This window comes from Corallococcus sp. 4LFB, from assembly GCF_046520365.1.
Classification (GTDB): Bacteria; Myxococcota; Myxococcia; order Myxococcales; family Myxococcaceae; genus Corallococcus; species Corallococcus caeni.
In genome coordinates this window covers 1-26,875 of sequence record NZ_JBKGHJ010000051.1, presented here as the reverse complement: position 1 = coordinate 26,875, position 26,875 = coordinate 1, and the positions used below count along the sequence as shown (strand labels likewise).

Genomic DNA, 26,875 nt, shown 5'->3' with positions numbered 1-26,875 from the left:
CGCTGAAGGCGGCGGACCTCTACCTGGCCTTCGCGTGCGCCCGGGGGGGACGCGAAGGCGCTGAGGGGGCTTTGAGCAGCACTGCGTACCGGAGCTGGAGGCCGCGCTGGCGCGCCTGCGCCTGTCGCGCGGCGAGCAGGACGAGCTGATCCAGGAGCTGCGGCGGAAGCTGCTGGTGGCGGAGAACGGCGCCGAGCCGCGCATCAGCCTGTACCGGGGCAAGGGCGAGCTGCGGCGGTGGGTGCGCTCGGTGGCGACCCGCGAGGGGCTGGTGCGGCTGCGCACCCACACGCCCGAGGCGGGCATGGAGCAGGAGTTCTTCGACGCCTTCCCCTCGGCCGCGGAGGACGTGGAGCTGCAGCAGGCCCGGCGCGAGTACCAGGTGGAGTTCAAGCGCGCCTTCGAGGACGCGCTGCGCACCCTGGAGCCCGCGGAGCGCAACCTGCTCCGGCGGCACTTCATCGACGGGCTCACCACGCCCCAGTTGGCGGCGCTCCAGGGCGTCCACCGGGTGACGCTGTTCCGGCGGCTGCGCCAGACGTGCGACGCGCTGGTGGAGCGCACGCGGCAGCGGCTGCTGGAGCGGCTGCCGGTGACCGAGCGGGAGCTGGCGAGCCTCGACCGGCTCATCCGCAGCCACCTGGACGTGAGCCTGGAGCGCCTGCTCCCACCCGAGTAGCCCCACCCGAGTAGCCCCTCTGGCGCGCCGGTTTCGTGCACCCCGGAATGCAACCGGAAATTCCGGGGCGCGTCCTCCAGGACATCAGCCGTCTTCCTGGAGATCGCCCATGAGCATCAACGTGCGTCCGAACAGCCCGAACCTTCCGGCCCCCCGTCCTGCCGCCGCGCCCCCCGGGAAGCCGGCTCCCACGAGCACCCAGGTGGCCCAGGCGGCCCCGAAGGGCAACGCGGCGCCGGTGGACCTCAACGCGCGCATCAACACGGTGAACGCGAAGGTGGCGGAGCTCGCCGCGTGGGCCACCGTGGGCCACACCGTCATCGACCAGAGCGTCAAGTCGCTGTTGACGCCGTCCCAGCGGGGCGTGGAGACGGCGCTCAAGGTGCTGCCGCGGATGGTGGCCCAGCGCCAGAACTTCGCCCGGGCGATGGACGTCACCATCAACCAGTCCAAGTGGCTGATGCAGCAGCCCTCGGTGCGCAACAACCCGGCCTTGCTGAACAAGGTGAAGACCCAGCTCCAGACGGCGCAGAACATCAAGGCCCGGGAGCTGGCGGGCTTCAACTCCCGCATCGGCAACGTGCAGCGCTTCCTGGGCAACAACGCCTCGCTCGTCAATGGCCCGCTGGCCACCGGCCTGGCGCGGCTGGGCACCGCCATCAACATCGTCGGCGCCGGCGCCACCGGGGTGAGCGCCTACCAGTCCAGCCCCGCCACCACCGACGTGGGCCGCGCGGTGGACGGGCTGCTGTCGGGGGCCGGCAACTACGGGTTGGCCACCCTCATGGGTTCGACTCCGCCGGGCGCGGTGCTGGTGGCGCTCGATGGCGTGACGGGCGGCAACATGTCCGGCTCGATGACGAGCGCCACGAATTCGGCCGCGGCGCTGCTGGACGTGGCCATGACGGGGCGGCTGGACGCGGCCGGGGGCCTCAACGACAAGAACCGCACGGGAGGCAACGGCGCGCTCATCCAGGCGGCGGCCCACGTCTCCGAGGCGCTCTCCACCCTGGGCGACCCGGCGAAGATGGCCGACTTCAGCGAGCGCGCGATGAACGGCGACATGGGCGTGGTGGCCCAGTTCGCCTCCCACCTGGGGAACGCCCTGGGCATGCCGGTTCGCTGGGGCCTGGAGCTCATCCAGGGCATCCGCAGCCGCATCGGCTTCTAGGGCAACAGCGGGCGGGCCCCACGGCGACGCGGCCGGGCAGCGGCAAGGTGCGCGTCGCCGGAGGCACCGCCAGCGCCTACACCTCCGACGCCTTCCAGAGCGAACTGCGCTTCCTTTGGCGCCCAGTCCAGCCCGTCCATCGTCGGGACCTGGGACTTCCACTACACTCCAGGCACCGCCTCAAGCCCGCGCCCCTGGAGTCCGCATGATGCTCTTCGCACCGAAGGTGTTCCCCAAGCTGTCCACGCTGAGCCACGCGGGACGCTCGATGTACATCTGGGTCTACTACACCATCCCGCTCGCCTTCACGCTGCTGCTGGTGCCCGGGCTGTTCCTCAAGGTGATGGGCATCTCACCCGGGGCCGCGGACGGGGACCTGTTCTTCATGCGGCTCGCGGGCGCGCTGCTGGTGTCCATGTCGTTCATGTCCCATCAGGCGGCCATCCTGGACATGCGCCAGTTCTTTGTCTGGGCGGTGATGGGGCGCACGTTCATCGTGGGAGTGCTCATCGTCTGCACGGCGCTGGGCCTGTGCAATCCCATCGTCACCTTCTTCGGCTGCATCGACTTCAGCGGCGCGATGTGGACGCTCATGGGGATTCGCCGCGACGAGGCCGAGGCGCGCGGGCAGCAGGCGGTCATCGCCCAGCCCACGCCCTGATTCCAGACGACTTCTCTCCACGCGCGCCCTCTCGAACCCGCCATGACCACCGCGACGCCGCTGCCGGCCTCCCCTCCCCCTCCGGCCTGGAATCGGGCCTTCCGCAACATCTCCCACCAGCACGGCTTCCAACCCCTGCGGGTGGAGGGACACCTCCCCGAGGGCCTCCGCGGGACGCTGTTCCGCCTGGGCGCGTGGACGTTCGACGTGCACGGGGCGCCGCTCCAGCACTGGTTCGACGGTGACGGCGGCGTGATGGGCGTGCGCTTCGGGCCGGACGGCGTCCAGGGCGCGGCCCGGCTCGTGGACTCGCGCACCATGGTCACGGAGCGCAAGGCGGGCCGGCAGCTGTACGGCAGCTACGCCATGCCCACGCCGCTGCGCAACAAGCTGCTCAACCCCCAGAAGAACAACGCGAACACGGCGCTCTTGCCGTGGAACGGCCGGCTGTACGCGCTGCACGAGCCGAACCTCCCCGTGGAGCTGTCCCCGGAGGACCTGACCACCCTGGGCGAGACGAACCTCGACGGCGCCGTGCTGAAGTCGTTCTCCGCGCACCCCCACCGCGTCCCGTCGCGAAAGACGCGCTACAACTTCGGCCAGCACCACGGCCGGGTGAACACGCTGGAGCTGTATGCCCTGCCGGACGACGACAAGGCGCGGCACCTGGGGTCCGTGCCGCTGCCCGGCGCGACCATGGTCCATGACTTCACGGTCACGGACCGCTACCTCGTCTTCTTCCTGCCGGCGATGAGCATCAACGTCTTGAAGATGCTGCTGCGCATCGGCGCGTTCGCGGACAACGTCTCCTTCCGGCCGGGCGCGGCGTCGGAGGTGGTGGTGGTGCCCATCGACGACGTGGCGCACCCCATCCGCATCCCCGCCGACTCCTTCTTCAACTGGCACTTCTCCAACGCCTACGAGGACGGCGACACGCTGGTGGTGGACTACGTGCGCTACCCCGACTTCGCGTCCAACCAGTGGCTGGGGGACCTGCTGCGCGGCAATCCCTCCACCGACGCCGACGGCATGCTCCACCGCGCGCGCATCGACCTGAAGGCCCGCACGTTCCGCAGCGAGCCCCTGCTGGACCTGAGCTGCGAGTTCCCCCGCGTCGCCCCCAGCGTGGAGTGCCGGCCGTACCAGGCGGTCTACCTGGGCGCGCACGGCACCCAGGAGGCCCGGCGCGGCCTCTATGACGCGCTGGTGCGTCTGGACCTGGGCAGCGCCGCGTGACGCGGGCCGCGCTGGAAGCAGGCCAGTACCCCTCCGAGCCCGTCTTCGTGCCCCGCCCCGGCTCGCGGACCGAGGACGACGGCTGGCTGCTCACCCAGGTCTTCGACACGAAGACGGACACCACCCACGTGGCCGTGCTGGACGCCGAGCGGCTGGACGCGGGTCCCGTGGCGCGCTGCCACTTCGAGCACGCCCTGCCCCCCACGTTCCACGGCACGTTCGTCCCCGCCTGAAGCCGGGCCGGACGCGGGGCACTCACCGGGCGCGGAGGAACGCCTTGACGCTCGGGGCCTGGACCTTCTGGGACTCGATGCACAGCCGGATGGACTCCAGGGCCCGGGCGAGCGCGCGCGGACCGCCTTCAATCTTGTCCACGCGAGGCTTGAGGAACGTCTCCACCTGCGCCAGGTCGATGTCGTTGCAGAGGTTCCCCGTCTGTCCAATCAGCCTGCCCAGTTCATCCGAGCGCAGCCGCTGGGTCAGTGCATCGAAGTGCGTCTGGTAGAAGTTCCAGGCCAGTGACTGCGACTCCGGCATCATCAACGCCATCCCCAGGATGCCCTGCGAGTCCCGCACATCGAAGTCCGGCGAGACCACGACCCCCAGCGCTCGCCACAGCAGGTCCGGGTTCCGGAAGTACGACAGGGACGCCAGCAGCCGGGTCCGCTCGCCGCGGTCCTGCTCCTTCTTCGCCGCCTCCAAGAGCGCGTCGAACAGCGCCGCATCGCCATGCGTCGCCGCCCGGGGCAGCGCGCTGCCGAACGCCTCCGGGTCCACCGACTTGCGGTCCGCCAGCCATGCGCGCACCAGGGGCAGCGCTTCCTTCACCAGCCGCGGATCCTCCCCGGTCCCGCCAGCCAGCCGGAGGAACAGCGAGCGCGACTCCTTCACCGAGTCGTCCTCGCCCGGCTTCGGCACCCAGCCCATGGCCCTCGCGCGTGCGGAGTAGAGCGACGCCACCCACGCTCGGAAGCGCTGGCGCTCCTCCGGGGTGAGCTGATCCACGCGCACGTGAGCGAGCAGCGAAGCGCCGCTCTGCACCACCAGCCGGTTCGGTGATTTCGCGGAGGCAGGCACCGCCTTCAGCGCCTCGCCCAGCGGCAGGTCGCCCCGCTCCACCGCCGCGTCCACGTCCGCCCAGAGCGCCACCTGCTCCGCCGGAGTGAAGGCGGCGACCGGGGTCGCGAGCAGCTTCGTCAACTGCTCGCGCGTGTAGCCGCTGCGGTAGTAGCCCGTGCCGCCCGCGTTGAGCAGCACCCACGCCGGGCACTGCTTCGTGGGCAGCGCCACCTCCGCCGTGGCCCCCTGCAACATCGAGCACACCCGCGACGACTGCGTGCCCGTCCCCACGCGAAGGCACACGGGCACCTGCCACTCCTGCTTTGCGTCCGCCTTGGAGCCCACGGGCAGGTAGCGCTCCTGCGACAGCTTCACCGTCGGCGCGCCGCCCGCGGGGCACGACAGCTGCGCGCTGATTCGCGGCGCCCCTTTCTGGACGATGAACCCACCGAAGGACCGCGCCACCTCCGGCCCCGCCGCCTGGGACAGGTCCGCGAGGAAGTCCTCCAGCGTCGCGACCTTCCACGCGTGCTCGCGGACATAGCCCCGCAGCACGTCACGGAAGCGCTCCGGCCCCAGCCAGGCCTCGTACATGGCGATGACGGACGAGCCCTTGTCATAGGTCGTCCCGTTGTCGAACGAGCCCACGATGTCGTCATTGCTCTCCACCGGCTTGCGCACGGGCAACGCCGCCTCCAGCGCATCCGACGCCAGCGCGGACCGCGTCGCGGACATGGCGCGCTCCTGCTGGTAGTCCCAGGACGGCTCCAGCCGGTCCACCGTCTGCCGGTCCAGCCACGCGGTGAAGGACTCGTTCAGCCAGATGTCGTTCCACCACGCGCAGGTGACGACGTCGCCGAACCAGTAGTGCCCCAGCTCATGGTTGGCGATGACCGCGTAGGACTTGCGGCGGGCCAGCGTCTCCTCCTCGGGCCGGATGAGCGTGAGCGGCTGCCCGAGCGCGACGATGCCCGGGTGCTCCATGGTGCCCCAGTACCGGGGCACCACGGCCACATCCAGCTTCTCGTAGGGATACGGCTGGTCGAAGAAGTCCTCCAGGCCCTTCACGATGCGCGGCGTGATGCTGGCGGCGTAGCGCGTCTCCGCGCCCCGGCCCTTCGGGACGACGAAGCGCAGCGGCACGTTCGTGCGGCCCACGGTGCCCGCCTCCACCACGTCGAACGGCCCCACCATGAAGGCCACGAGGTAGCTGGGCATCGGCTTGCTCTCCGCGAAGGTGACGCGCTCCAGCCCGTCCGCCAGCGGCTCGCGCGACACGACCGGATGGTTGGCCAGCGCCACGTGTCCGGCCTTCACGGTGAAGCGCAGGCGCCACGGCACCTTGAAGGTCGGCTCGTCGAAGCACGGGAAGGCGCGGCGCGCGTCGATGGGCTCGAAGAACGTGTAGAGGTAGGACTCACCGCCCTCCGCCACCCCGTAGAGCCCCTGGCTGCGCTCACGGTCCACCTTGCCGGTGAAGTCCAGCAGCAGCTGCGCCTTGCCCACGGGCAGCTCCTCCGGCAACAGCAATCCCAGACGTCCCTCGTTCGCGGTGACGGGCTTCGCGTCGAACGTGCGGCCCTTCACGGTGACGCGCGCCAGCGTGACGTCCAGGTCCTGCGCGTGCAGCCACACCTGGCGCACCGGCTCGCGGACCTCCACGTCGATGGTGACGCTGCCGGGATACGTGTCCTCCGTGGGCACGAGCTTCAGGTCCAGCGCGTAGTGCACGGGCCGCACGGTGTCCGGCAGCCGCAGCGCGGGGGGCAGGGCCTGCGGCCACGACACGGCGGGCGGCGCGGAGGCGGGAGGTGCGGCCTCTGGCGCGTGAGCACAGCGGACGGTCAACACCACCAGGACCAGGAGTGGGAGCAGTCGCATGGGCCGCAGCCTAGACCAGGCGCCTACGTCTCACGCGGGATGCATTCAGCCAGGGGAGCCGCTACGGTCCCGCCCCCCCCGTTTCAGCTACAAACCGAGGAATACATGCTTCGTCGCGGCAGCGGTCTCCCCTCCCTCTTCGTGTCCGTGCTCTTCGTCGTGGGCTTCGCGTCGTCAGCCAGCGCTGACACGTACCAGACCTATGTGACGCCCAAGGTCAATGGCTATCAGATTGGCACCATCCAGCCGAACTACCCCACCGGGAACTTCAGCACTGCCGCCGATACCGCCCGCCGCTTCTGTCAGGACCAGGGCTACGGCGGCGCGCAGAGCTTCACCACCGCCATCCGGGGCTCCGCGTACACATACATCGTCGGAGCGAGTGGCGTGGGGCCGTGGAACACCACCGGCAACGCGAACGTGACGATGCTTGAAACCATCACCTGCATCACCTCCGATTCGGACGTCACGTACACGACGCCGACGAAGAATGGCTACCAGGTGGGCACCATCCAGCCGAACTACCCCACCGGGAACTTCAGCACTGCCTCCGATACCGCCCGCCGCTTCTGCCAGGACCTGGGCCACCTCGGCGCTCGCAGCTTCACCACCGCCATCCGGGGCTCCGCGTACACGTACATCGTTGGCACCAATGGCGTGGGCCCCTGGAACACCACGGGTAACGCCAACGTGACGATGCTCGAGACCATCACCTGCATCACGCAGTAGCCGACAATCCGGGCCGGGGGCCCTCGCGGCCCCCGCGTCCCGGGTGGCTTCCTGATGCACGCGGTGGAGGACTGGGCGAGGATGCGCCCCATGTCCAACCTCCAAGGCAAGACCCTCTTCATCACCGGCGCCAGCCGCGGCATCGGCAAGGCCATCGCGCTGCGCGCGGCCCGCGACGGCGCCAACATCGTCATCGCGGCCAAGACGACCGACCCGCATCCCAAGCTGCCCGGGACCATCTACTCGGCGGCGAAGGAGATTGAAGAGGCCGGCGGCAAGGCCCTCCCCTGCGTGGTGGACATCCGCGACGAGGCGCAGATCCACGCCGCCGTCGCCAAGGCCGTGGAGACCTTCGGCGGCATCGACATCCTGGTGAACAACGCCAGCGCCATCAGCCTCACCGGCACGCTGGAGACGCCGCTCAAGCGCTTCGACCTCATGCACGGCATCAACACGCGCGGCACGTTCGCGTGCTCGCAGGCGTGCATCCCGTACCTCAAGAAGTCCTCCAACCCGCACATCCTCAACAACTCGCCGCCGCTCAACATGGAGCCGCGCTGGTTCGGCCCCCACGTGGCCTACACCATCGCGAAGTACGGCATGAGCCTGTGCGCCCTGGGCATGGCGGAGGAGCTCAAGGACGACGGCATCGCCGTCAACACGCTCTGGCCCCGCACCGTCATCGCCACCGCCGCCGTGCAGAACCTGCTGGGCGGCGACGACACCATCAAGGGCAGCCGCACCCCGGAGATCATGGCGGACGCCGCCTACGCCATCCTCACCAAGCCCAGCCGCTCCTTCACCGGCAACTTCTGCATCGACGACGAGGTGCTGCGCGCCGCGGGCGTCACCCACTTCGACAAGTACCAGTCCGTGCCCGGCGCGGAGCTGCTGCCGGACTTCTTCCTGTAGCGCGTCCCGCGCCCATGCCCCCGCGCAAGCTCCAGCGACACCTGGTCTGGCTCGAGTCCTTCACCGCCGCGGTGGAGGCCGGCAGCATCGACGCCGCCGCGGAGCACCTGGGCGTCGCGCGCTCCGTCGTGAGCGAGCACATCCGCGCCCTGGAGGAGGTGCTCGCGGACGGCGCCGCCCTGCTGGAGCGGGGGCCGGGCCGGCGCCTGCAACTGTCCGCGCGCGGCGAGCGCCTCTACGCGGGCACCCAGACGCCGCTGCACCAGCTGGACGTGAAGCGGCTGATGGACCTGGCCCGCGTGGAGCCCACCCTGCGCCTGGGCCTCAACCCCACCCTCTCCATGTCCCTGCTGGGCGGCATCGCGCAGGACGCCGCCGCCACCGACCTCAAGCTGGTGGTGGGCTTCGGCGGCTCGCACGAGCTCATGCGGCAGGTGCAGACGCGGCAGCAGGACCTGGTGCTCGACTTCACCCCGCTGCCCCCGCACGAGGGCGTGGACACCGAGTCCCTGCTGCGCATGTCCTTCGTGGTCATCGCCGGCCCCGACTGCGCGCTCGCGAAGGCGCACCCCTCCCGGCGCTCCCTGGACGTGAAGGACCTCCGGTGCCAGCGCTTCGTGGACTGGCTGCGGGACGACCCCTACGGCGGCGCCAACAGCGCGCGCTTCGCCGCCCACGGCGTCTCCGTCACGGAGGTCGGCCGCGTGGAGAGCTTCCTCCACCTCTACGAGCTGCTGCGCGCCTACAAGGCCTGCACCATCGCCCCCGACGTGCGCCCCACCCAGCCCTTCCCGCCCGACCTCCACGTCTGGCCCCTGCGCGAACAGGAGCCCCAGGTCGTGGAGGTGGTGGCCCTGTGGCCCTCCGGCGGCCTCAGCCCCGGGGGCCAGAGCATCCTTGACGGGCTGCGTCGTCGCCTGAACAAGCGACGATAATCCGACGAAGACGTCGAATTCTGCCGGATTTCCGTCTTCCAGTGGGATGCGTATTCTTCAGGAGTCCTGTTTCTCTTGAAGGAGCCGCCGCGATGACCCCCACGGAACGGACCATTGCCCGCCTTCCCGCGCACCTGCGCCGCTACGTCGTGTCGCAGGACTACGCGGCGTACACGCCTCGCGACCAGGCGGTGTGGCGGCACATCCTGGGGCAGCTGCGGGAGCACCTGAGCGACAAGGCGCACCCCGTCTACCTGGAGGGCCTGGAGGCCACGGGCATTGGCGCGGAGGCCATCCCCAGCCTGGATGAGATGAACGAGAAGCTGTCCAAGCTGGGCTGGTCCTGCGTGGCGGTGCGCGGCTTCATCCCGCCGGCCGTCTTCACGGAGCTGCAGGCGCTGGGCGTGCTGGCCATCGCGGCGGACATCCGCACGCACGAGCACATCCAGTACACGCCCGCGCCGGACATCGTCCATGAGAGCGCGGGGCACGCGCCCATCATCGCGAACGCGCGCTACGCGCAGTACCTCAAGGCCGTGGGGCTGGTGGGGTTCAAGGCCATCGCCAGCGTGGAGGACCAGGCCGTCTTCGAGGCCATCCGCAACCTCTCCGTGGTGAAGGAGGACCCCACCGCCACCGAGGAGGAGATTGCCCACGCCCAGGCCCGCCTGGAGGCCGCCAACGCCAGCCACCGCTACATCAGCGAGAGCACCCGCGCGAGCCGCCTGTACTGGTGGACGGCGGAGTACGGGCTGATTGGCGACCTGAAGCACCCGCGCATCTACGGCGCGGGCCTGCTGTCCAGCATCGGCGAGGCGAAGCACTGCCTGACGTCCGCGGTGCACAAGCTGCCGCTGGGCGTGGCGTGCGCGGACACGGACTACGACATCACCCGCATGCAGCCGCAGCTCTTCGTGGCGCGCGACTTTGAACACCTCTTCGAGGTCCTGGCCGAGTTCGAGGCCACGCTCGCGTGGAAGCGCGGCGGGGACCTGGGCCTCAACGAGGCGCTGCGCGCCCGCACGGTCAACCACCTGGTGCTCGCGGACGGCCGGGAGGTGACGGGCAAGGTGGTGGAGCTGCTGCCGGCCCCGAAGGACGTGGCCCCGGGCCTGTCCACCGCGCTGGCCCGGCTGGAGGGCCCCATCCTCACGTCGCGGGACGGGCACGCCCTGGACAAGCCGTTCACCGGCGCGGCGCTGGTCGCCTTTGGCGAGGGCACCCTGCCGGAGCGCGGGAGCTTCCGCCTCGCGCTGGACAGCGGGCTGGTGCTGGAGGGCTTCGCGGTGGGCGGCGGCGAGGTGATTGCCCTGAGCGGAAAGCTGGCGGACCGCGAGCTGACGCTGCCGTCCATGGCGCGCCTGTACCTGACGGAGCGGCTGCCGTCCGTGGCGGGCGGGCCCGCCGACCCGGGCACCTGGGACAAGTGGTTCGGGGAGCTGGACGCCTTCACCGCGGGCGACGGCGAGGCCCAGGCGCGCGAGCGCAAGGCGCAGGCCCTGCACCCGTCGCTGGCCGCCCTCTACACGGAGGTGCGCCGCCTCCGCGAGACGGGGCAGCTGGCCCCCGAGCGGCTGGAGCAGATCGCCCGCGCGTCCACGGACTTCCCCACCGACTGGCTCCTGCGCGCGGAGGTAGCGGAGCTGCGCGGCGAGGTGCCCCCGCGGCGCGAGACGGCGCACGCGTAGGGCCCGTCGCCCCGAAAGGCAGACGTCTGACGCGCCCGTGAGCGCCACCGGCCCCGCGAGCCCCGCCGATGCGCGGCATCGCCTGGTCGGCTTCAGGCGGAGGTGTCTCCGGGCGGTGTCGGGGTGTGGTGGGCGGACAGGCGCGGCTGGCCTCCGGGGCCCAGGAGCCCCTGCATGGCGTCGAAGAGGTTGAGGTTGGAGCCGCTGGGCAGGAAGACGACCTTGTCCAGGCCTCCGACGACTGCGGCCTGGGCCTGCGCGGCCACGGCCTTCACGAAGTTCTCCCCGCCGCCCAGGGACTCCACGCGCTGGCGGAACTGCGAGGCCTCCACCTCCGCGAGCCGGGACTGGCGCTCCACCTCCAGGTCGTTGAGGCGCTGCTGGCGCTCCAGCGTCACCTGGGTGGTGAGCCGTTCACGCTCGGCCTCCGCCTCGGCGCGGATGCGGGAGGCGCGGGCGTCGGACTCGGCGCGGGCCAGGGCCTCCTCGCTCTCCACGCGGGCCCGCTCCAGCTGCGCCTCCGCCTCCACCTTGGCGCGGCTGAGCGTCTCCAGCTGGTGATTGCGATTCTGCAGTTCGATGAGGGATTGGCGTTCGGCTTCCGACTTGCGGTGGCTGGCGATGTCCGCGAGCTGCTTCTCCTCCTCGCTGCGGATGCGCTTGAGCTCCGCGGCGGCCTGGGCCTCCTGGCGTGAGGCGTCCAGTTGGATCTGGATGTTGGTGTCGATGGCCTCGCGCAGCTTCAGGGCCGTCTTCTCGTCGACGGGGGCGATGTCCTTGATGTCGATGTCGATGATGCGCAGCTGGTTCTCGGAGAAGAGGCGGTCCTTGCGCGCGCGGCCCGCGTCGTCCATGCCGAAGATGGCGCGGCGGATGAGCACGCTGGCGTTCTTGTGGAAGGTCTCGAACTCGTTCTCCGCGGCGACCTGGCGGATGCGCGACGCGAGGTTCTCACACACGTACCCGATGAAGTCGTTCACCCGGAAGATGGCCTTGTCCTTCTCCGGGTCGCCCTGCACGTCGAACTGCCACTTGTAGGAGAGCTTGATGCGCAGCCGCGCGTGGTCGCGCGTGGCCACCTCGAAGAGGTCCGTGGCGAAGTCCGGCCCCAGCCGCAGCATCAACACCTTGAGCTGGCGCGGGCGCTTGGGCGTGCTGCCGGACAGGTCCAACACGGTGACGTCCTCGTACGGACGCAGCATCACCTTCGCGGGGCCGAACTCCACGCGCGCGTGGTTGGTCTCGAAGTCGTTGATGAGGACCGCCGTGTTGTCCTCGATGCGCAGCACGATGGCGCGCGTGCGGTCCCCCTTCTCCGCCTGGGTCGCGGGGCGCGGCGCGCGGACGTCCTTCGCGTCCGCCGAAGCCGGCAGCGGCGAAGCAAGGCCCAGCAGCGCCTCCGCGTCCGGGGACAGGCGCTTCTCGTGCAGCTCCTGGTGCGCCTCCGGCATGAACTGGCACGGCCCCTGGACGAGCGACACCTTGCCCGAGCGCAAATCGCGCACGTAGAGGCCCTCCCCCTGCCCCAGCGACAGCGCGGAGATCTCCCGGTGGATGAGGACCTTCTCGCTGGGCACGTAGGTGCGCGGGCCGCGGACGATCCACGTGTCACCGGCCTTGCGCGCGCGGGGCTCGCCGCCCTCGTTCTCGGAGAGGTCATCCAGCGCCTGGAGCTTCAGCCCCTGGAGCTCCGACAGGACGTGCTTGCGGCGCACGTCCCCTTCCAGCGCTTCGCCGGGCTCCAGGAAGAAGACGTCCGGCCCGGAGACGACCTTGCGGCGGCCCTCCTGGACGCGGCCGGTGGCGCGGTCCACGGGATTGAGGATGACGCAGTACTCGGTCTCCTTGAGGACGCGAGCCTTCTCCAGCGACACGACGGTGACGGCCTCGCCTGGCACGTAGCGGCCGGGGCCGCGCACCAGCCACTCGTCACCGGCCTCGCGGCGGCGGGCGCGTCCGGGGCGCTGGTGTCCATGAAGGCGGTGAGCGCGCGCAGCCGCAGCGCCTCCGACACGCCCAGGACGTACTCCGGGACGATGTCGCCCTCCAGCTCCTCGCCGGGGTACAGCGGGAACACCTTCGGGCCCACGCGGACCTCGCGGTCGCCCACCGCGACGCGGGCCTGGCCGAAGTCGTCCAGCGCCACCTGCCCGTCCACGCGCACCACGGGGTTGCGCACCACGCACCAGCTGCCGGCGCCCACCTCCACCATCCGCTCCTTCGCCACGAGCGTCAGGTGCGCCTCCAGCGTCAGCACGCGCGGGCCCACCTCCATCAGCACGACGCCGCGGTTGGCGTCCTCGATGTAGGCGTACTCGCGGTTCTTCAGGGAGATGCGCTGGATGGCTTCGGTGCTGGGGGCGGACGGCACGGGACACCTGCTCGGGCGGGAGGGATTGGCCGCGAGTCATTGCGAGTCCCGTGCCTCTGCCTTCCGCCCTGGGACAGACAGGCACCGCGCCGGACTGGCGCGGCCGCTTGCTCCATTGCGGTTCGGACAGCGCGCCAGACTGGAGCAGCGTCGAACTTGGATCGCCTCTGCGCGTCTGGTCGAATGCCCTCGCTGTGTGGGCCCGGATGCTCCGGCCCCATTCCCCCCGGAGGAAGCATGAAGCCGTCGCGACTGAAGCGGTCCGTTCCCGACCTTGCCCTGATCATCGGCGCCATGGCGGGCTCGGCCCTGGCCATGGTTCCCGGCCCGGCGTCGGAGACGAGCGACACCCAGGCGGTCCGGATGATCTGCTCGGCCAGCTGCAAGCCGTGCTACAGCCAGTATGACTGTGGCGACGGCGAGGGCTCCTGCGGCGTCTGGCGTTGCATCAACCCGTAGAGCGCATCCAGAAGCCTCCGGGTCCAAGGCCCTGGAGGCTTTTGCTTGTTGTGAAGAGATGACCATGAGTCTCCGGACATGCACCGCGCTTTGGCTTCTGCTCGTTTTCTCGGCCTGCGCCACGACGGAGCCGCGTCCCAGAGCGTCAACGGTCCGCAATACGAGGAATGCAAACCTGCGACGAGCGGCGGCGCTCCCCTGGAGGGATGATGGACGGTGCGTTGTCCGCGAAGCGTCCCAGCCTTGGCCCGCGCTGGTGGAGCGGTGCTATCGAGCACTCGACCACGACCGGGTCGAGTTCCACGACACCACGGGAAGATGCACCGTCGCCTCCGTCGATGCCGCGACCGTGGGGCTCGGGTTCTGCGTGCTGGCGGCGCCTGAGATCGCCGTGGGAGCCGTCATCGTGCTGGGAGCGGTGGTGGTCGCCGTCGCCATCAAGGAGGAACTGGATGCGTATGAACTGCGCCACCTCTACCCGGAGGAAGCAGGGACCTCACGAGGGGCGAGGGTCGCGTCCCGGGATACTGTAGCGAAGCCGAAGCCCAGGCTGGAACCGGAGCCAGCAGGCCAGGGCAGGCAGCCCCCGGTGCCCCCTGTCCTTGTGGGCCGGACGGGCCGTGCCAGTTGCGAGCCTGTTCCCGTGCCACACGCGGGCGAGGATGACTCGCATAACGAGTGCGCCGACAAGTTCCCACCAAACCGTTATCCCGGGATGGACGTGCTCGTGGGTGGCGTGCGCTTCGATGCACTGCAAATCGGTGTCCGCAAACTGTGGGAGATCAAGACGCATCAATTTGATTCGTACAATGATTTTGTCCAGGAACAGGAGATCAGGAAGGAAGTGAAACAATTGAAGCAGGAGCGAGACGTCGCAGAGGCATGCGGATATGGCTTCGTCGTGGGAGTGAGCACCCAGGCGCATAAAACCGCGCTGCTCGAAGAACTTCCCAATCTCGATGTCGTCGTCACAGAATGTAAACGATGAGCACGCAAAAAAAACTGACACTCATCACCTATGCCCCTGCCCTCGCGGGCAAAGACAGCCGCACGCTCAATATCATCCATGGGATGGAGAATGCGCTCCCTGGCTTACGCCTGGAGTGGGAAGTTGGCGAAAGTGGGCGCCCCATCGCGTTGCCACAGCGGGACACCTGGCTCGTGGAAAGAATCGAGGACGGTGGATTCCCGGTCGTATGCAACGGGGACGAACGTCACCCCGTGACGGTCTGGGGAATTGAAAGCTCAGGGCGCTCCAGTCCAGGCGGACAGCCCCAACTTGAAGTGCACGCAAAACTGCCACTGGATGGGCCCGCGGTCGCGGCAGCGGCGGCGCTGCTCGAGGCCGTGGCGGAGGGGGCACGTTCGTTCTGGGGTCACGCGTCGCCGTATGGCTACGGCGCAGAGGTCGCGCAGCAGTTCCGCCGCTCGCCAGACGACCCCGAGCGTTCACCCCGGGGGCTTCCCATGCTCAACCTTCCGGAGAAGAGCCCCAGGGCGGAGACTCCCTCTTTCCTCGGGTGGCTGAATTACTGGTCCGCGGCTGCCGCGGAGGTCATCGGGTTCCCGGAGCCGGCTCGCGATGCCGAACTGCTCACGCGGGCGCGGCGCACGCCGTCAGGCGGGTGGATCGTGCGGCTCACGGAGGCACCGCTCGATTACGACAATCCCGCCCACCTGGAAGCGCTCAAGCGGGTCTACGAGCGCTTCCCGGTGATTGGCGGACGTACAGCGCCTGGACCGTGATTCAGCCCCGGGCGGCCCGGGCGTCGCGGCCCCGGGCGCGGGCGGCCTTGGAGAGCACGTCGCTGCCCTTCTCCTCGCCCTTCATCCACGCCTTCATCGCGGGCACCACCTGCTTGCTCCAGGCGCGGCCGGCGCGCATGGGCAGGAAGTCCTGCACCAGCGCGTCCACGAGCCCGGAGAGCTGCTCGGTCAGCTCCAGCCGCTCGGAGAGCTGATCATCCTCTTCCTCGGTCATGAGCGCGGGCAGCTTGGCGGCGCGGATGTCCAGGAACTCGGAATCGAGGGTGACTTCGTATTCGCGCTCGCCGTGGGAGATGCGCAGCCGCGCCTGGGACACCAGCAGGCCCCGGTCCAGCGAGTGGCGCACGTTCTCCGAATACGGCGCCAGCGTGCCCTTGGCGCTCATCTCCGTGACGTCGCCCGCCACGCCGCGCAGCACCACCTTGCCCAGGAAGAGGACCACGACGCCCGCGCCGTCGAACTCCACCAGCGGGTCGCCCGACTCCGAGCGCCACAGCAGCCACGTCATGAACTCGCGGCCCAGGTAGGCGCGGCCGCGCAGCAGCTGTTCGCGCGCCTTGCCCTTTTCGACCTCGGCTTCGTCCTTCTCCTCCTCGGTGGCGACGCCGTCCACGCCGACATCGCCCCGGGCGAACGCCGCCTCTTCCCTCGCCTGCTCACGCCTCGCCATGGGTGTCCTCCACCGAAGCCGTCGCCGGCAGGTCCAGGCCAATGAGCTCCGCCGTGGGGCCCAGGGCCTTCTCGTCGATGCCCGCGCGCTGCGCCATGGACGCGGGCGTGATGCCAATCACCTTCACCGCCAGGGCGCCTTCCAGCGCCACGCAGATCTCATCCACCGTCTTGCGCGACGCGGCCCAGACCTGCACCGTCTGCGTCTTGAGGTTCCACGTCACGTCCAGCACGCTGGTGCGCGGCACCGCGCGCTGACGCAGGAGCTGCTTGAGCTCCGCGCGCTGCTTGTTCTTCTCCGCGCGCGCGGGCGGCCGGCCGTTCTCCCTGGCGAAGGCGGCGGACCACTTGTCCAGCTCCGACTTCATCATCGACGCGGGCACCTTCAGCGTGTCGATGCGGAAGCCGAACAGGGCGTACTCGCCATAGAAGAGGTTTCCGGTGGCGAACTCGGAGGACTCCGGGTCCTCCAGCTCCACGAAACCGGCGGCGCGCTCCTCCTCGGAGCGGCGGTCGATGGGCTCGAACGCATGGGACTTGAGTCCCTTGGTCAGCCAGCGCTTGACGTCGGACGGCGCATCCTTGGCCGGCTCGGTCCGGAAGCGCGAAAAGGTCACGGCACCACGTAGGACAGGCATGGGGCGCGGCAGGATGGGGGTCGCGTGGCGCCGCGTCAAGGCACTCGGTGTGGCTGGACGGACAGGCCCGGGAATAGCCCGCGCGCGAAGCCGTTAGCCCGTGCTCCGTCCAACCGTGCACGCCTCCGCCCCACCCCGCCGGCGGGAAACCATGACACTCCCAGGCACGCGACATACGGTGGCCGCCGCCATGCGCCGCGCCCTCTTGCCCGCCAGCGTTGCCCTCTTCCTGTCCGCCTGCACCCACGCGCCCGCCACGCCGGACGGCGCCCCGCGGAACACCCTGCCCGGGGTGACGAACGCCCTGCTGGAGACCCTGGAGGCGGACGGCGCCATCACGGGCGCGTATGTGGTGGACGCTCGCACCGGGGTGCCCCTCTTCAGGCACCGGGAGAACGTGCGGCTGTTGCCCGCGTCCACGATGAAGGTGGTGTCCACCTCCGCCGTGCTGTCCGCGCTGGGGGCGGACTTCCGCTTCGTGACGCCGGTGTCCCTGGAGGGCTCGCAGACGGGAGGCCTGTTCCTGGGCGACGTGGTGGCGCAGGCGTCCGGGGACCCGTCGCTGGGCTCGTGGCGCTTCCCGGAGACGGCGCTCGCGTGTGAACGCATCGCGGAGGCCTTCCAGGCGCGCGGCATCCACCAGTGGCGCGGCAACGTGCGCATCGCCGGCACGGACGGTGTGGATGGCGCCCTGGGCCCCGGCTGGGCCTGGGACGACGCGGCGTATGCCTACAGCGCGGCGCCCACGCCCTTCGTCTTCCGCGAGAACGTGGTGGACCTGGCGCTCACCCGCGCTCCCGGCGCCACCTGCGCGGACGCGCCCTCCGTCCAGTGGACCCCCACCTTCGCCACGCTGTCCGCGGTGGTGAACGTGGACGTCAACGCGGAGCGCGCGAACCTGGCCTGCGTGCGCGGGGGCGGTGGAGTGCGGTGCACGTGGCGCTCGCCTTCGGGGGGGCCGTGTCCCCAGGCCGCCGCGGTGAAGCTGTCCGTGGACGCGCCGGAGGCCCTCTTCGCCGCGTGCGTGGACGACGCGCTGGCACGCCACGGGGTGACGCGGCTGCCGATGTCGCTGGAGGCCCCCACCCCGCCCATGCCGCCGGTGCCGGTGCCGCTGGTGGAGCTGACCAGCCCGCCGCTGTCGGAGCTGGTGCGCGCGACGAACAAGGAGAGCCTCAACCTGTACGCGGAGCGGCTGGGCATGCGCTTCGCGCGCGAGCGCACCGGCAATGAAGGCTACGCCGCGCTGCGCACCGCCCTGGTCGCGGAGCTGACGCGCCGGGGCGTGCCGTCCAAGGACCTGCGCCCGGTGGATGGCAGCGGCCTGTCCCGCTACAACCTGGCCACGCCCCGGGGCATGGCGCGGGTGCTGCTCACCAGCCTCCAGGAGCCCTACGGCGCCGCGCTGGTGGACAGCCTGCCGGTGCTGGGCGTGGACGGGACGCTGGCGGGCCGCAAGACGACGCAGTCCACCGCGGGCCGCATCCGCGCGAAGACGGGCACGCTCACGGGCCAGAAGTGCTTCGTGGGCGTGGCGGAGCGGCCCAACGACCCGGAGCACCCGCGCGTCGTCTTCGCGCTGATGCTCGGCAACATGGACGAGGGCACGAAGCCCAACGCCAACGAGACCTTCGACACCTTCTCCACCGCCCTGGTGGAGCTGCCCCTGCGATGAGCGTCCCGCGGGGGACCACCCGCATGCGAGGTGAACCATGAAGTCCAGAATCGCAGTGACCACCGCCGCGCTGCTGCTGCCGCTGGTGGTGGGGGCCGCCGGCAAGGCGCCCGCGAAGAAGCCCGCCGCCGCGCAGAAGCAGCCCGTGGAGACCGCCTACCACGGCACCACCGTGACGGACCCGTACCAGTGGATGGAGTCCGCGACGGATCCGAAGGTGCGGCAGTGGACGGACTCGCAGAACGCGTACACGCGCGCGTACCTGGACAGGCTCCCGGGCCGCGAGCCGCTGCGCCAGCGCATCACGGAGATCCTCTCCTGGAAGTCGCCCGGCTACGGCGGCCTGGACGAACAGGGCGGCACGCTGCTGGCGCTGAAGTACCAGCCGCCCAAGCAGCAGCCCACGCTCATCGTGGTGGGCTCGCTGGACGACACGTCGAAGGAGCGCGTGCTGGTGGACCCCACGGTCGTGGACACCTCCGGCAAGACGACCATCGACTGGTTCCAGCTGTCGCACGACGGCAAGAAGGTCGCCGTCTCCATGTCCAAGGCGGGCACGGAGAGCGGTGACGTGTCCGTGTGGGACGTGGCCTCCGCGAAGGCGATGCCCAACGAGCGGGTGCCGCGCGTCAACAGCGGAACGGCGGGCGGCAGCCTCGCGTGGAACGCGCAGGGCACGGGCTTCTTCTACACGCGCCATCCGCGGGGCGAGGAGCGCCCGCCCGAGGACCGCAACGTCTACCAGCAGGTGTACTTCCACGCGCTGGGCACGCCCACGGAGAAGGACTCGTACGCGCTGGGCAAGGACTTCCCGCGCATCGCGATGACGGAGCTGGAGTCCAGCGACGACGGCCAGTACACCTTCGCGCGCGTGGCCAACGGCGACGGCGGCGAGTACGACCTGTTCCTGCACGGTCCCAAGGGCACCTGGACGCAGGTGGCGAAGTACGCGGACAAGGTGGTGTCCGCGCGCTTTGGCAGCGACGGCGCGGCGTACCTGATCAGCCGCAAGGACGCGCCGAAGGGCAAGGTGCTTCGGCTGCCCCTGGCCACGCCCACGCTGGACAAGGCCGCCGTCATCGTGCCGGAGGGCGAGGCGACGGTGCAGGCCGTGGTGCCGACGAAGAGCCGGCTGTACCTGCTGGAGCAGCTGGGCGGTCCGTCGCAGCTGCGCATGGTGGACCTGACGGGCAAGGCGCTGGGGCTGGTGCCCACGCTGCCGGTGTCGTCGGTGGGCGGCCTGGTGCGCCAGGGCGCGGACGACCTGCTCGTCATCAACGGCAGCTTCACCCAGCCGGCCGCGTGGTTCCGCTACTCGGCGGCGGACAACAAGCTCACGAAGACGGCGCTGGCGCGCACGGCCCCCGTCGACATGAGCGACGTGGAGGTGGTGCGCACGGAGGCCACGTCCAAGGACGGCACCAAGGTGCCGCTCACCATCCTGAAGAAGAAGGGCACGAAGCTGAACGGGAACAACCCCACGCTGCTCACGGGCTACGGCGGCTTCAACGTCTCCATCAGCCCGGGCTACAACCCGGTCACCGGCATGTGGCTGGAGCAGGGCGGCGTGTTCGCGGTGGCGAACCTGCGCGGCGGTTCGGAGTTCGGCGAGGAGTGGCACAAGGCCGGCTCGCTCACGAAGAAGCAGAACGTGTTCGACGACTTCTACGCGTGCGCGAAGCTGCTGGTGGACCAGAAGTACACGAAGCCGAAGAAGCTGGCCATCCAGGGCGGCAGCAACGGCGGCCTGCTGATGGGCGCGGCCCTGACGCAGCACCCGGAGCAGTACGGCGCGGTGGTGGCGCGCGTGGGCATCTACGACATGCTGCGCACGGAGCTGACGCCCAACGGCCAGTTCAACGTGACGGAGTACGGCTCGGTGAAGGACCCGGAGCAGTTCAAGGCGCTGTACAACTACTCGCCGGTGCACCAGGTGAAGGACGGGACGAAGTACCCGCCGGTGCTCTTCACGTCCGGGGCCAATGACCCGCGCGTGGATCCGTTCCACTCGCGCAAGATGGTGGCCCGGATGCAGTCCGCGACGGCGTCCCCCAAGCCCATCCTGCTGCGCGCCAACGCGGAGACGGGCCACGGCATGGGCACGCCGCTGTCCGCGCGCATCGAGGAGGAGGTGGACGTCTACTCCTTCGTCTTCAACGAGCTGGGCATGACGTACAAGCCCAACGCGACGAAGAAGGTCTCCGCGCCCGCGCCGAAGTAGCCTTGCTTCTCTTCACGCCCGTCTCCCGAGCCCCAGGGCTTGGAGACGGGCGTTTCTTCTTCCGGATTTCGTGGCAGCCTGCCGGCCCATGAGCCCGCTCATCCCCTACTTCATCCTTTCGCCCGTGGTCGCGGGCGGCCTGGCCTGGTGGACGCTCACCCGTCTTGGAAAGAGGCGGAACGCGCGCGCGAAGGGTTCGCTGGACGCGGTGGTGACGCGGCTGCAAGGGCAGAAGGCCACGGGGACGGTGGACCTCTTCGTCCAGGACGTGTCCTGGTCCGGGGAGACGGAGCTGTCGCCGCAGAACTGCCGCATCCGCGTGATGATGGGCGGCCAGGACGCCGGCACCATCCCCCCGAGCTTCGAGGTGGAGAGCGCGCCGGGAGCGCCCCGCCCTCCCGCGGACGTGCTCGCGGCGCTGCGCGTGCTGGATGCGCAGGCGACGGAGGCCCTGAAGTCCGGCGGCTGGAGCTGGCAGCGGCCCACGGTGAGCTTCGAGCCGGCGCCGCCGCCGCGGTAGCGATGGTAATGGCGTTGCCTGCCGCACGCCTGGCGGGATTCCGGTGACGGGTCGAGGAGCGCGGTGCCACCATGCGCCGCATGTCCTCGACCTTCCTCGATACGCTCGACACGCCGGCCGCCATCGTGGACCTGGACCGCGTCGAGCGGAACCTCCAGCGCGTCGCGACCTACGCCCGCGAGCACGGCCTGCGCTGGCGGCCCCATACGAAGACGCACAAGACGGCGGAGCTGGGCGCGATGCAGGTCGCGGCGGGAGCCTCCGGCGTCACGGTGGCCACCGTCCTGGAAGCCGAGGTCATGGCCGCCGTGTCCGATGACGTGCTGCTCGCGTACCCGCCGGTGGGCGCGCACAAGCTGGCGCGGTTGATGGCCCTGCCCTCGCGCGTGCGGCTCACCGTGGCGCTCGACTCGCATGAGGTGCTGGAGGGGCTGGCGCGAGCGGCCCGGGACGCGGGGCGCACCGTGGGCGTGCTCGTGGAGGTGGACCTGGGCATGCGCCGCGTGGGGCTGCGCACACCGGAGGAGACGGTGGCGCTGGCGCGCGCGGCGGCGTCCACGGCCGGTGTGGCGTTTCGCGGGGTGACGTTCTACGCGGGCCACATCCGCGTTCCCCAGGCGGAGCTGTCCGCCGCGATGCAGGCCCAGTCCGAAGCGCTGGCGACGTTCGTGGGCGCCTTGAGCCACGCGGGCCTGCCGCCGGAGGTGGTCAGCGGCGGCTCCACCCCGACGCTCTGGCAATCCCATACCGTGAAGGGCCTCACGGAGATCCGTCCCGGCCTCAACGTGCTCAACGACCGCAACGCGGCCGTCATCGGCGCCTGTGATTGGACGGAGTGTGCCTATTCGGTCCTGGCCACGGTGGTGAGCACGGCCGTGCCCGGCCAGGTGGTCATCGACGCGGGCTCCAAGACGCTGGTGAAGGAGGAAGGGCTCGCGCCGGGCTATGGCGCCCTGCTGGACCGGCCGGAGGTCGTGGTGAAGAACCTGTCGGAAGAGCACGGCCTGCTGGACGTGTCCGGCACGGCGTGGCGCCCCCGCATCGGCGAGCGGGTGCGCGTGGTCCCCAACCATGTCTGTGTTTCCGTCCCGCAGCATCCCCGGCTGCATGTCGTGCGCGGCGACACGCACGTGGCGACGTGGGAGGTCGCCGCGCGCGGCTGGTGAGCCCAGGCTTCAGGCGATGCGCTGCAGCTCCTGCGTCAGCAGCTCCTCCAGGTGCCGGATGTTCCGGTAGACGAGGCACCGGTAGCTGGAGACATCGAAGCGCAGCTCCTTCACGTCGCGCACCAGCATCAGGGTGGGCTTGCCGCGTCCCCAGGCATAGCCCACCTCCAGATAGACATTGGGGTTCGCCAATGACAGGTCCGCGATGACGACCTTCGCCGTGTCGATGCGGTCCCGGATGCGCTGGATGATGGGACCATCGAAGACGGCCTGGTCCACGCGCTCGCACAGCAGGCCGGCTGCCTTCACGGGGTTCAGGATGCCGTAGTGGTAGGTGTCCTCCAGCTCCGGGGCGAAGGGCATCGCCACGAAGGCGTGGGGCTTCTCGTTCGAGTTCGCGCCCGCGCTCGCCATGGGCGGCGCCTGGACGAAGCGGGAGGTCCGCCGCACGCGGAAGCCCGTGGCCCCCATCAGCGGCTCCACGCCCGGCGTGAGCCCCAGCCCAAGCGCGATGGCCTTGCGCAGCCGCTCCACGCGCTTGGGGTTCAGCTCCACCACCGTGATGCGCGTGAGGTCGCGCGGCCCGCTGCCGCGCTGGAACGCGTCCACGAAGCCGCCCACCAGGGCCAGCACGGCCTCGTCCTCGTCCAACCCGTAGTTGGGGCCGTGCACCGTGCACGCGAGGTGACGCACCTCGTGCCGGGGCTCCAGGAGCTGGAGCGCGCGCACGGAGAACTGGCGGATCTCGTGGTAGCCGAACTGCCGCAGGCGCACCGTGCCCAGGAAGAGCACCAGCGGAGCCCCCAGGCTCCTGCGCGTGTCGATGAAGCGGTGGTCCCCGGGGAGCAGGTCGAAGGCGTCCATGGCCACGCCCGCCGCCTCCAGCCGGCGCGACACCGCGCCGTCCGCCCCGTGGAAGCCCTGCGCGTACTTCAGCAGCACGGCATCCGCGGGCGTCTCCCCCACGTCTCCCAGGTCCACCACGACGTCCAGCGTGTCTCCCATGGGCCGGGGACTGTAGGGCGTCCCGGTCCGCCCACGCCATCCCCGGCGCCCGTCGCCGTGCGTCAGGAGGGCAAAACCCAGACGTGACAGCAGCGGCCAATCCCTGTTCAATGATGCTCTTGCGCCTGCCTGGCTGTCTTTCAGGCCACCTCCGCACCGCCTGTGAAGCGCTTCACAGTTCCGGCCGGGCGCCCCGGTAGCATTTGGGCACCATGTCCCTGTTCGCGCGCCTGCAGGCCCTGCTGTCCGCCCACCCGTCCGCCCCGGCCGCCTCCGCCGGACAGACGCCCGCGACCTCCGCCGCGCCCACGGCGGCAGGCGCTCCGACGGATGCGGAAGGCGCCGCCACGCCGCCTCCTGTGTGCACGCGCTACCTGCCCGCGGGACAGATCGTCGTGCGCGAGGGCGACCCGGGCCATTCGATGTTCGTCGTGCTGGAGGGCCGCGTCGCGGTGCTGCGCGGCGGCGACAACGGCGCCAACACGGAGGTCGGCCGCCTGGGCGCCGGCGAGTTCTTCGGCGAGCTGGCGCTGCTCACCGGCACGCAGCGCACCGCCACCATCGTGACGGTGGAGGACGCCGTGCTGCTGGAGCTCACCCAGGCGGGCGTCCGGGAGCTGGGCAAGGACTACGGCGTCAAGGGCGAGCAGATGCAGGTCACCGCCCGGGAGCGCCTGCTCGCGGACGCGCTGCGCAGCAACCCGCTCATCGCCGCCCTGCCCCCGGAGGTGCAGCACGAGCTGGGTGACGCCTTCGTCCCCTGCACCGTCCCCGCCGGAGAGACGCTGCTCACCCGGGGCCAGCCGGGCGACGCGCTCTACGTCCTCATCCGGGGCCAGTGCGAGGTCTTCCACACGCACGGCGACGGCCGCCAGTCCCCCTACCCCACGCTGGAGGAAGGCGCCCTGTTCGGGGAGATCTCCCTCTTGCGCAGCCGGCTGGCCACCGCCACCGTACGCACCGTGACGCCCTGCACGCTCCTCAAGCTGGAGCGCGACGTGTTCAAGAAGGCCTTCCTGGGCCAGCCCGACCTGCGCGGCGCCCTGGTGCGGCTGGGCCTGGAGCGGCTCAAGCACACGATGGAGGTCATGGGCGAGCCGAAGTAGTCCGCGGAGCCTCCCGCGGCCTCAGCCGTGGAGCGTCTCCCCGGCCTCCAGCATGGCGACGAACTTCTCCAGCCGCCGCGCCCGCGTCTCCGGCTTCTTCGCCTCGTGGAGCCGGTAGAGGATGGCGTAGCGGTTGGCGCTCTTGAGCGTGGCGAAGAACGCCTGCGCCTTCGGGCGCTTCTCCAGCGCGAGCGTCAGGTCCGCCGGCACCTCGATGGTCTTCGCCCCCGCGTACGCGGCCTCCCAGCGGCCATCCGCGCGGGCCGCCTCCACCTCGCGCAGGCCCGCGGCCTTCATGCGTCCGGCGGCGACCAGGGCCTCCACCTTGCCGCGGTTGATCTTGGACCACTTGCTGCGCGGGCCGCGCGGCGTGAAGCGCTGGAGCCAGTACTCCGCGTCGAGCGCGCCCTTCTGCCCGTCAATCCAGCCGTAGCAGAGCGCCACCTCCAGCGCCTGGGCATACGTCACGGACGGGATGCCGGACTCCAGCTTCGCGAGCTTCACCCAGACGCCCGGCGCGTCGGCGTGATGCTTCTCCAGCCACTGCTCCCACGCCTTCTCCGACGCGAATGGCACGACCGGGAGCTCCTGCTTCACCTTCGCCTTCGCCTTCATCCGGGGGCCACGCCTTTCCCTGTCCCGCGCTCGCGCGACGGGTTCATGACAATCCCACTCTACCGGCGGAAGGCGGCGGGCGCGGAAGCGGTTATGAAACACGCCATGGCTGATTCCAACACCGCTCCACCGCCCGGCGCCGTGCCGCCCTCGCTCGCCCGCGTGGCCTTCCACGCCGTGGCGGCCGGGCTCACCCCGCTCATCCCCGTGCCCTTCCTGGACGACTACGCCCTGCGCCAGGTGCGCGAGCAGGCCGTGCGCGACCAGCTCAAGGAGAAGGGCCTGAAGGCGCCGGACAAGGCCGTGGCGGTGCTCGCCGGCTCGGACGACGCGCGCGGCCTGGGCGGACGGCTGGTGTCCTATCTCAAGGCCGTGGCCCTCTTCCCGGTGCGCAAGGTGTTCCGCAAGGTCTTCTTCGTCCTCTGGGTGAAGGACTGCGTGGACCTGACGAGCGCGTGCCTGCACCACGGCTACCTGCTGCACCACGCGCTCCAGCGCGGAGACCTGGACGCGGCCTCGCTCCAGGGGGACGCCCCCCGGAAGGTGCAGGCCGCCATCGTCGCCGCCTGCGCGGAGATGGACGCCCGCCCCATCAACCAGGCCCTGCGCCGCCTCTTCCGGAGCAGCCACGTGCTGATGGCCGAGGCCACCCGCGCCTTCATGGATCCGAAGCGCGGCGGCGCCCGGGTGCCCGACCCGAAGGGCGAGAGCGCGGAGGTGAGGTCCCTCACGGACCGCCTCCTCCAGGAGCTGTGGGAGGAGCGCGGCTACTTCACCGCGCTGGAGGGGCACTACGACAAGCACCTGCGCGGCGGCCCGGCCCCCACGGGAAGCTGAGGCCGGCCGGCGCCAGACCTCAGGGCGCGGGCGCGGTGGCGGTCTGGAGCGGCGCGCGGATGCGGGCGGAGAAGTCGTCCCGCCCCTGCGCGGCCAGGGCGCGCGCGTTGATGTGGTAGCGCTGGCGGACCTGCGGCAGCGGCACGTCCGTGTCGATGATGCCCAGCTCGTAGGCGAGCTCGTCCGCGAACGCCGGCATCAGCGTGCGGTGGTCGTACGGCACGTCCTTCGTGGCCACCTTCTCGAAGTGGCGCACCAGGTTGGTGGTGCAGTTGCTGGTGAGCGTGTCGTAGAACTCCGGCTGCGTGTGCAGCCCGTTCATCCGCCGCACCATGTCCAGGAAGAACGCGGTGATGCGCTCCCGGGACGCGTTCACCGGATACACATACACGACGTCGTGGCGGAAGTTGGACCGCAGCTGCACCAGGTCCCGCTCGTCGCCCACGACGTAGGCGATTTCGAAGCGGCGGAACAGCCCGCCCAGCGCGGAGAACGTCTCGCCCTGCTCCCGCCGCACCTCCACGGAGAACACCACGCGGCGGCCGTCCTGGAAGCCGAAGCTCACCATCGTGTGCGCGGCGCCGTAGAAACCGGAGAAGGGCTCCACGATGAACGACGCCTCCGTGAGCGCGTCCGTGTCGTAGGTGGCCGTGTACCAGGCGGGGTCCCAGTCCGTGGTGCTGCGGTAGCGGAAGTCGCGCACCTCGTGCAGCGTCACCTTCGAACCCGCCACCTCCGCCCACGGCGCCCGCGCCAGGTCCGGCGCCCAGTCGCGCGTGTTGGAGGGCTGGAACGTCCGCACCCAGCCCTGCACGCCAAGGCACCCCAGCAGCATCACCGCCACGCCCAGCGCCCGGAGCGCCACCGCCAGGCCG

At 70.5% G+C, this 26,875-nt stretch carries 24 protein-coding genes and 2 pseudogenes; 18 read left to right on the top strand and 8 right to left on the bottom strand.

All coding sequences use genetic code 11. The features are described from left to right. Positions 1-82: 82 nt before the first annotated feature. The 5 genes and pseudogenes from ACLEQD_RS08605 to ACLEQD_RS08585 form a co-directional block, all read left to right on the top strand. Positions 83-679: pseudogene (locus tag ACLEQD_RS08605) on the top strand (sigma-70 family RNA polymerase sigma factor); the annotation flags it as partial. 109 nt (positions 680-788) lie between these two features. Next, the gene (locus tag ACLEQD_RS08600; protein WP_410383036.1) at positions 789-1,850 is read left to right on the top strand and encodes a hypothetical protein; all 1,062 of its coding nucleotides are present in this window, start codon (positions 789-791) and stop codon (positions 1,848-1,850) included. Positions 1,851-2,055: 205 nt separating this feature from the next. Beyond that, positions 2,056-2,511, top strand: coding sequence for a hypothetical protein (locus ACLEQD_RS08595; protein ID WP_410383035.1), 456 nt, complete (start codon positions 2,056-2,058; stop codon positions 2,509-2,511). 42 nt (positions 2,512-2,553) lie between these two features. Next, positions 2,554-3,747, top strand: a complete 1,194-nt coding sequence (locus ACLEQD_RS08590; RefSeq protein WP_410383034.1) for a carotenoid oxygenase family protein — start codon at positions 2,554-2,556, stop codon at positions 3,745-3,747. Further along, positions 3,744-3,980 (top strand): carotenoid oxygenase family protein, encoded by a 237-nt coding sequence (locus ACLEQD_RS08585; protein ID WP_410383033.1) that lies wholly within the window; start codon positions 3,744-3,746, stop codon positions 3,978-3,980. Before ACLEQD_RS08590 ends, ACLEQD_RS08585 begins: the two co-directional genes overlap by 4 nt. A gap of 22 nt (positions 3,981-4,002) precedes the next feature. Here the strand turns inward: ACLEQD_RS08585 and ACLEQD_RS08580 are convergent, their stop codons facing one another. Beyond that, positions 4,003-6,687: a M1 family metallopeptidase gene (locus ACLEQD_RS08580; protein ID WP_410383032.1), complete on the bottom strand. Its 2,685-nt coding sequence runs from the start codon at positions 6,685-6,687 to the stop codon at positions 4,003-4,005. Positions 6,688-6,792: 105 nt separating this feature from the next. On the opposite strand from ACLEQD_RS08580, the gene ACLEQD_RS08575 reads away from it, so the two are divergent. The 4 genes from ACLEQD_RS08575 to ACLEQD_RS08560 all read left to right on the top strand — a co-directional run bounded on the left by ACLEQD_RS08575 (position 6,793) and on the right by ACLEQD_RS08560 (position 10,951). After that, positions 6,793-7,416 (top strand): hypothetical protein, encoded by a 624-nt coding sequence (locus ACLEQD_RS08575; protein ID WP_410383031.1) that lies wholly within the window; start codon positions 6,793-6,795, stop codon positions 7,414-7,416. Positions 7,417-7,506: 90 nt separating this feature from the next. Beyond that, the gene (locus ACLEQD_RS08570) at positions 7,507-8,328 is read left to right on the top strand and encodes an SDR family oxidoreductase (protein ID WP_410383030.1); all 822 of its coding nucleotides are present in this window, start codon (positions 7,507-7,509) and stop codon (positions 8,326-8,328) included. Positions 8,329-8,342: 14 nt separating this feature from the next. Then, positions 8,343-9,263 (top strand): LysR substrate-binding domain-containing protein, encoded by a 921-nt coding sequence (locus ACLEQD_RS08565; protein WP_410383029.1) that lies wholly within the window; start codon positions 8,343-8,345, stop codon positions 9,261-9,263. A 92-nt stretch (positions 9,264-9,355) separates the two neighbouring features. Next, on the top strand, positions 9,356-10,951 hold the full coding sequence (locus ACLEQD_RS08560) for an aromatic amino acid hydroxylase (protein ID WP_410383028.1): 1,596 nt from the start codon (positions 9,356-9,358) through the stop codon (positions 10,949-10,951). A 92-nt stretch (positions 10,952-11,043) separates the two neighbouring features. Here the strand turns inward: ACLEQD_RS08560 and ACLEQD_RS08555 are convergent, their stop codons facing one another. Both ACLEQD_RS08555 and ACLEQD_RS08550 read right to left on the bottom strand, forming a co-directional pair. Then, positions 11,044-12,873, bottom strand: coding sequence for a hypothetical protein (locus ACLEQD_RS08555; RefSeq protein WP_410383037.1), 1,830 nt, complete (start codon positions 12,871-12,873; stop codon positions 11,044-11,046). Positions 12,874-12,998: 125 nt separating this feature from the next. Then, positions 12,999-13,163 (bottom strand): annotated as a pseudogene (locus tag ACLEQD_RS08550) (hypothetical protein); the annotation flags it as partial. A gap of 396 nt (positions 13,164-13,559) precedes the next feature. Here ACLEQD_RS08550 and ACLEQD_RS08545 point away from each other — a divergent pair. The 3 genes from ACLEQD_RS08545 (at position 13,560) to ACLEQD_RS08535 (ending at position 15,527) form a co-directional block, all read left to right on the top strand. Further along, positions 13,560-13,781 carry a hypothetical protein gene (locus ACLEQD_RS08545; RefSeq protein ID WP_410383027.1) on the top strand — a complete coding sequence of 74 codons (222 nt, stop codon included), beginning with the start codon at positions 13,560-13,562 and terminating at the stop codon, positions 13,779-13,781. Positions 13,782-14,037: 256 nt separating this feature from the next. Then, positions 14,038-14,769, top strand: a complete 732-nt coding sequence (locus tag ACLEQD_RS08540; protein ID WP_410383026.1) for a DUF6310 domain-containing protein — start codon at positions 14,038-14,040, stop codon at positions 14,767-14,769. Next, positions 14,766-15,527, top strand: a complete 762-nt coding sequence (locus ACLEQD_RS08535; protein WP_410383025.1) for a DUF5953 family protein — start codon at positions 14,766-14,768, stop codon at positions 15,525-15,527. Before ACLEQD_RS08540 ends, ACLEQD_RS08535 begins: the two co-directional genes overlap by 4 nt. Before the next feature lies 1 nt (position 15,528). Here the strand turns inward: ACLEQD_RS08535 and ACLEQD_RS08530 are convergent, their stop codons facing one another. Together ACLEQD_RS08530 and rdgC are read right to left on the bottom strand one after the other, a co-directional pair. Next, positions 15,529-16,218, bottom strand: coding sequence for a hypothetical protein (locus ACLEQD_RS08530; RefSeq protein WP_338268145.1), 690 nt, complete (start codon positions 16,216-16,218; stop codon positions 15,529-15,531). Next, positions 16,205-16,855, bottom strand: a complete 651-nt coding sequence (rdgC, locus tag ACLEQD_RS08525; protein ID WP_410383024.1) for a recombination-associated protein RdgC — start codon at positions 16,853-16,855, stop codon at positions 16,205-16,207. Before rdgC ends, ACLEQD_RS08530 begins: the two co-directional genes overlap by 14 nt. Positions 16,856-17,045: 190 nt before the next feature. Between rdgC and dacB the strand changes: the two genes are divergently transcribed. The 4 genes from dacB (at position 17,046) to ACLEQD_RS08505 (ending at position 22,437) form a co-directional block, all read left to right on the top strand. After that, positions 17,046-18,530, top strand: a complete 1,485-nt coding sequence (gene dacB, locus ACLEQD_RS08520; RefSeq protein WP_410383023.1) for a D-alanyl-D-alanine carboxypeptidase/D-alanyl-D-alanine-endopeptidase — start codon at positions 17,046-17,048, stop codon at positions 18,528-18,530. Between the two features lie 37 nt (positions 18,531-18,567). Next, positions 18,568-20,751, top strand: a complete 2,184-nt coding sequence (locus ACLEQD_RS08515) for a prolyl oligopeptidase family serine peptidase (RefSeq protein WP_410383022.1) — start codon at positions 18,568-18,570, stop codon at positions 20,749-20,751. Between the two features lie 88 nt (positions 20,752-20,839). Then, complete coding sequence (locus tag ACLEQD_RS08510; protein ID WP_410383021.1) at positions 20,840-21,271, top strand: hypothetical protein; 432 nt, start codon at positions 20,840-20,842, stop codon at positions 21,269-21,271. 71 nt (positions 21,272-21,342) lie between these two features. After that, entirely contained in the window at positions 21,343-22,437 is a 1,095-nt protein-coding gene (locus ACLEQD_RS08505; RefSeq protein WP_410383020.1) for a D-TA family PLP-dependent enzyme, read from the top strand. 9 nt (positions 22,438-22,446) lie between these two features. Here the strand turns inward: ACLEQD_RS08505 and ACLEQD_RS08500 are convergent, their stop codons facing one another. After that, positions 22,447-23,442 carry a hypothetical protein gene (locus tag ACLEQD_RS08500; protein ID WP_410383019.1) on the bottom strand — a complete coding sequence of 332 codons (996 nt, stop codon included), beginning with the start codon at positions 23,440-23,442 and terminating at the stop codon, positions 22,447-22,449. 212 nt (positions 23,443-23,654) lie between these two features. Here ACLEQD_RS08500 and ACLEQD_RS08495 point away from each other — a divergent pair, with 212 nt between their 5' ends. Then, positions 23,655-24,548, top strand: coding sequence for a cyclic nucleotide-binding domain-containing protein (locus ACLEQD_RS08495; protein ID WP_410383018.1), 894 nt, complete (start codon positions 23,655-23,657; stop codon positions 24,546-24,548). Between the two features lie 21 nt (positions 24,549-24,569). Here the strand turns inward: ACLEQD_RS08495 and ACLEQD_RS08490 are convergent, their stop codons facing one another. Continuing rightward, the gene (locus ACLEQD_RS08490) at positions 24,570-25,163 is read right to left on the bottom strand and encodes a YdeI/OmpD-associated family protein (protein WP_410383017.1); all 594 of its coding nucleotides are present in this window, start codon (positions 25,161-25,163) and stop codon (positions 24,570-24,572) included. Between the two features lie 105 nt (positions 25,164-25,268). Between ACLEQD_RS08490 and ACLEQD_RS08485 the strand changes: the two genes are divergently transcribed. Next, positions 25,269-26,000 carry a hypothetical protein gene (locus ACLEQD_RS08485; RefSeq protein ID WP_410383016.1) on the top strand — a complete coding sequence of 244 codons (732 nt, stop codon included), beginning with the start codon at positions 25,269-25,271 and terminating at the stop codon, positions 25,998-26,000. 19 nt (positions 26,001-26,019) lie between these two features. Here the strand turns inward: ACLEQD_RS08485 and ACLEQD_RS08480 are convergent. Then, a partial coding sequence (locus ACLEQD_RS08480) for a DUF4105 domain-containing protein (RefSeq protein ID WP_410383015.1) occupies positions 26,020-26,875 on the bottom strand: 856 nt, incomplete at its 5' end.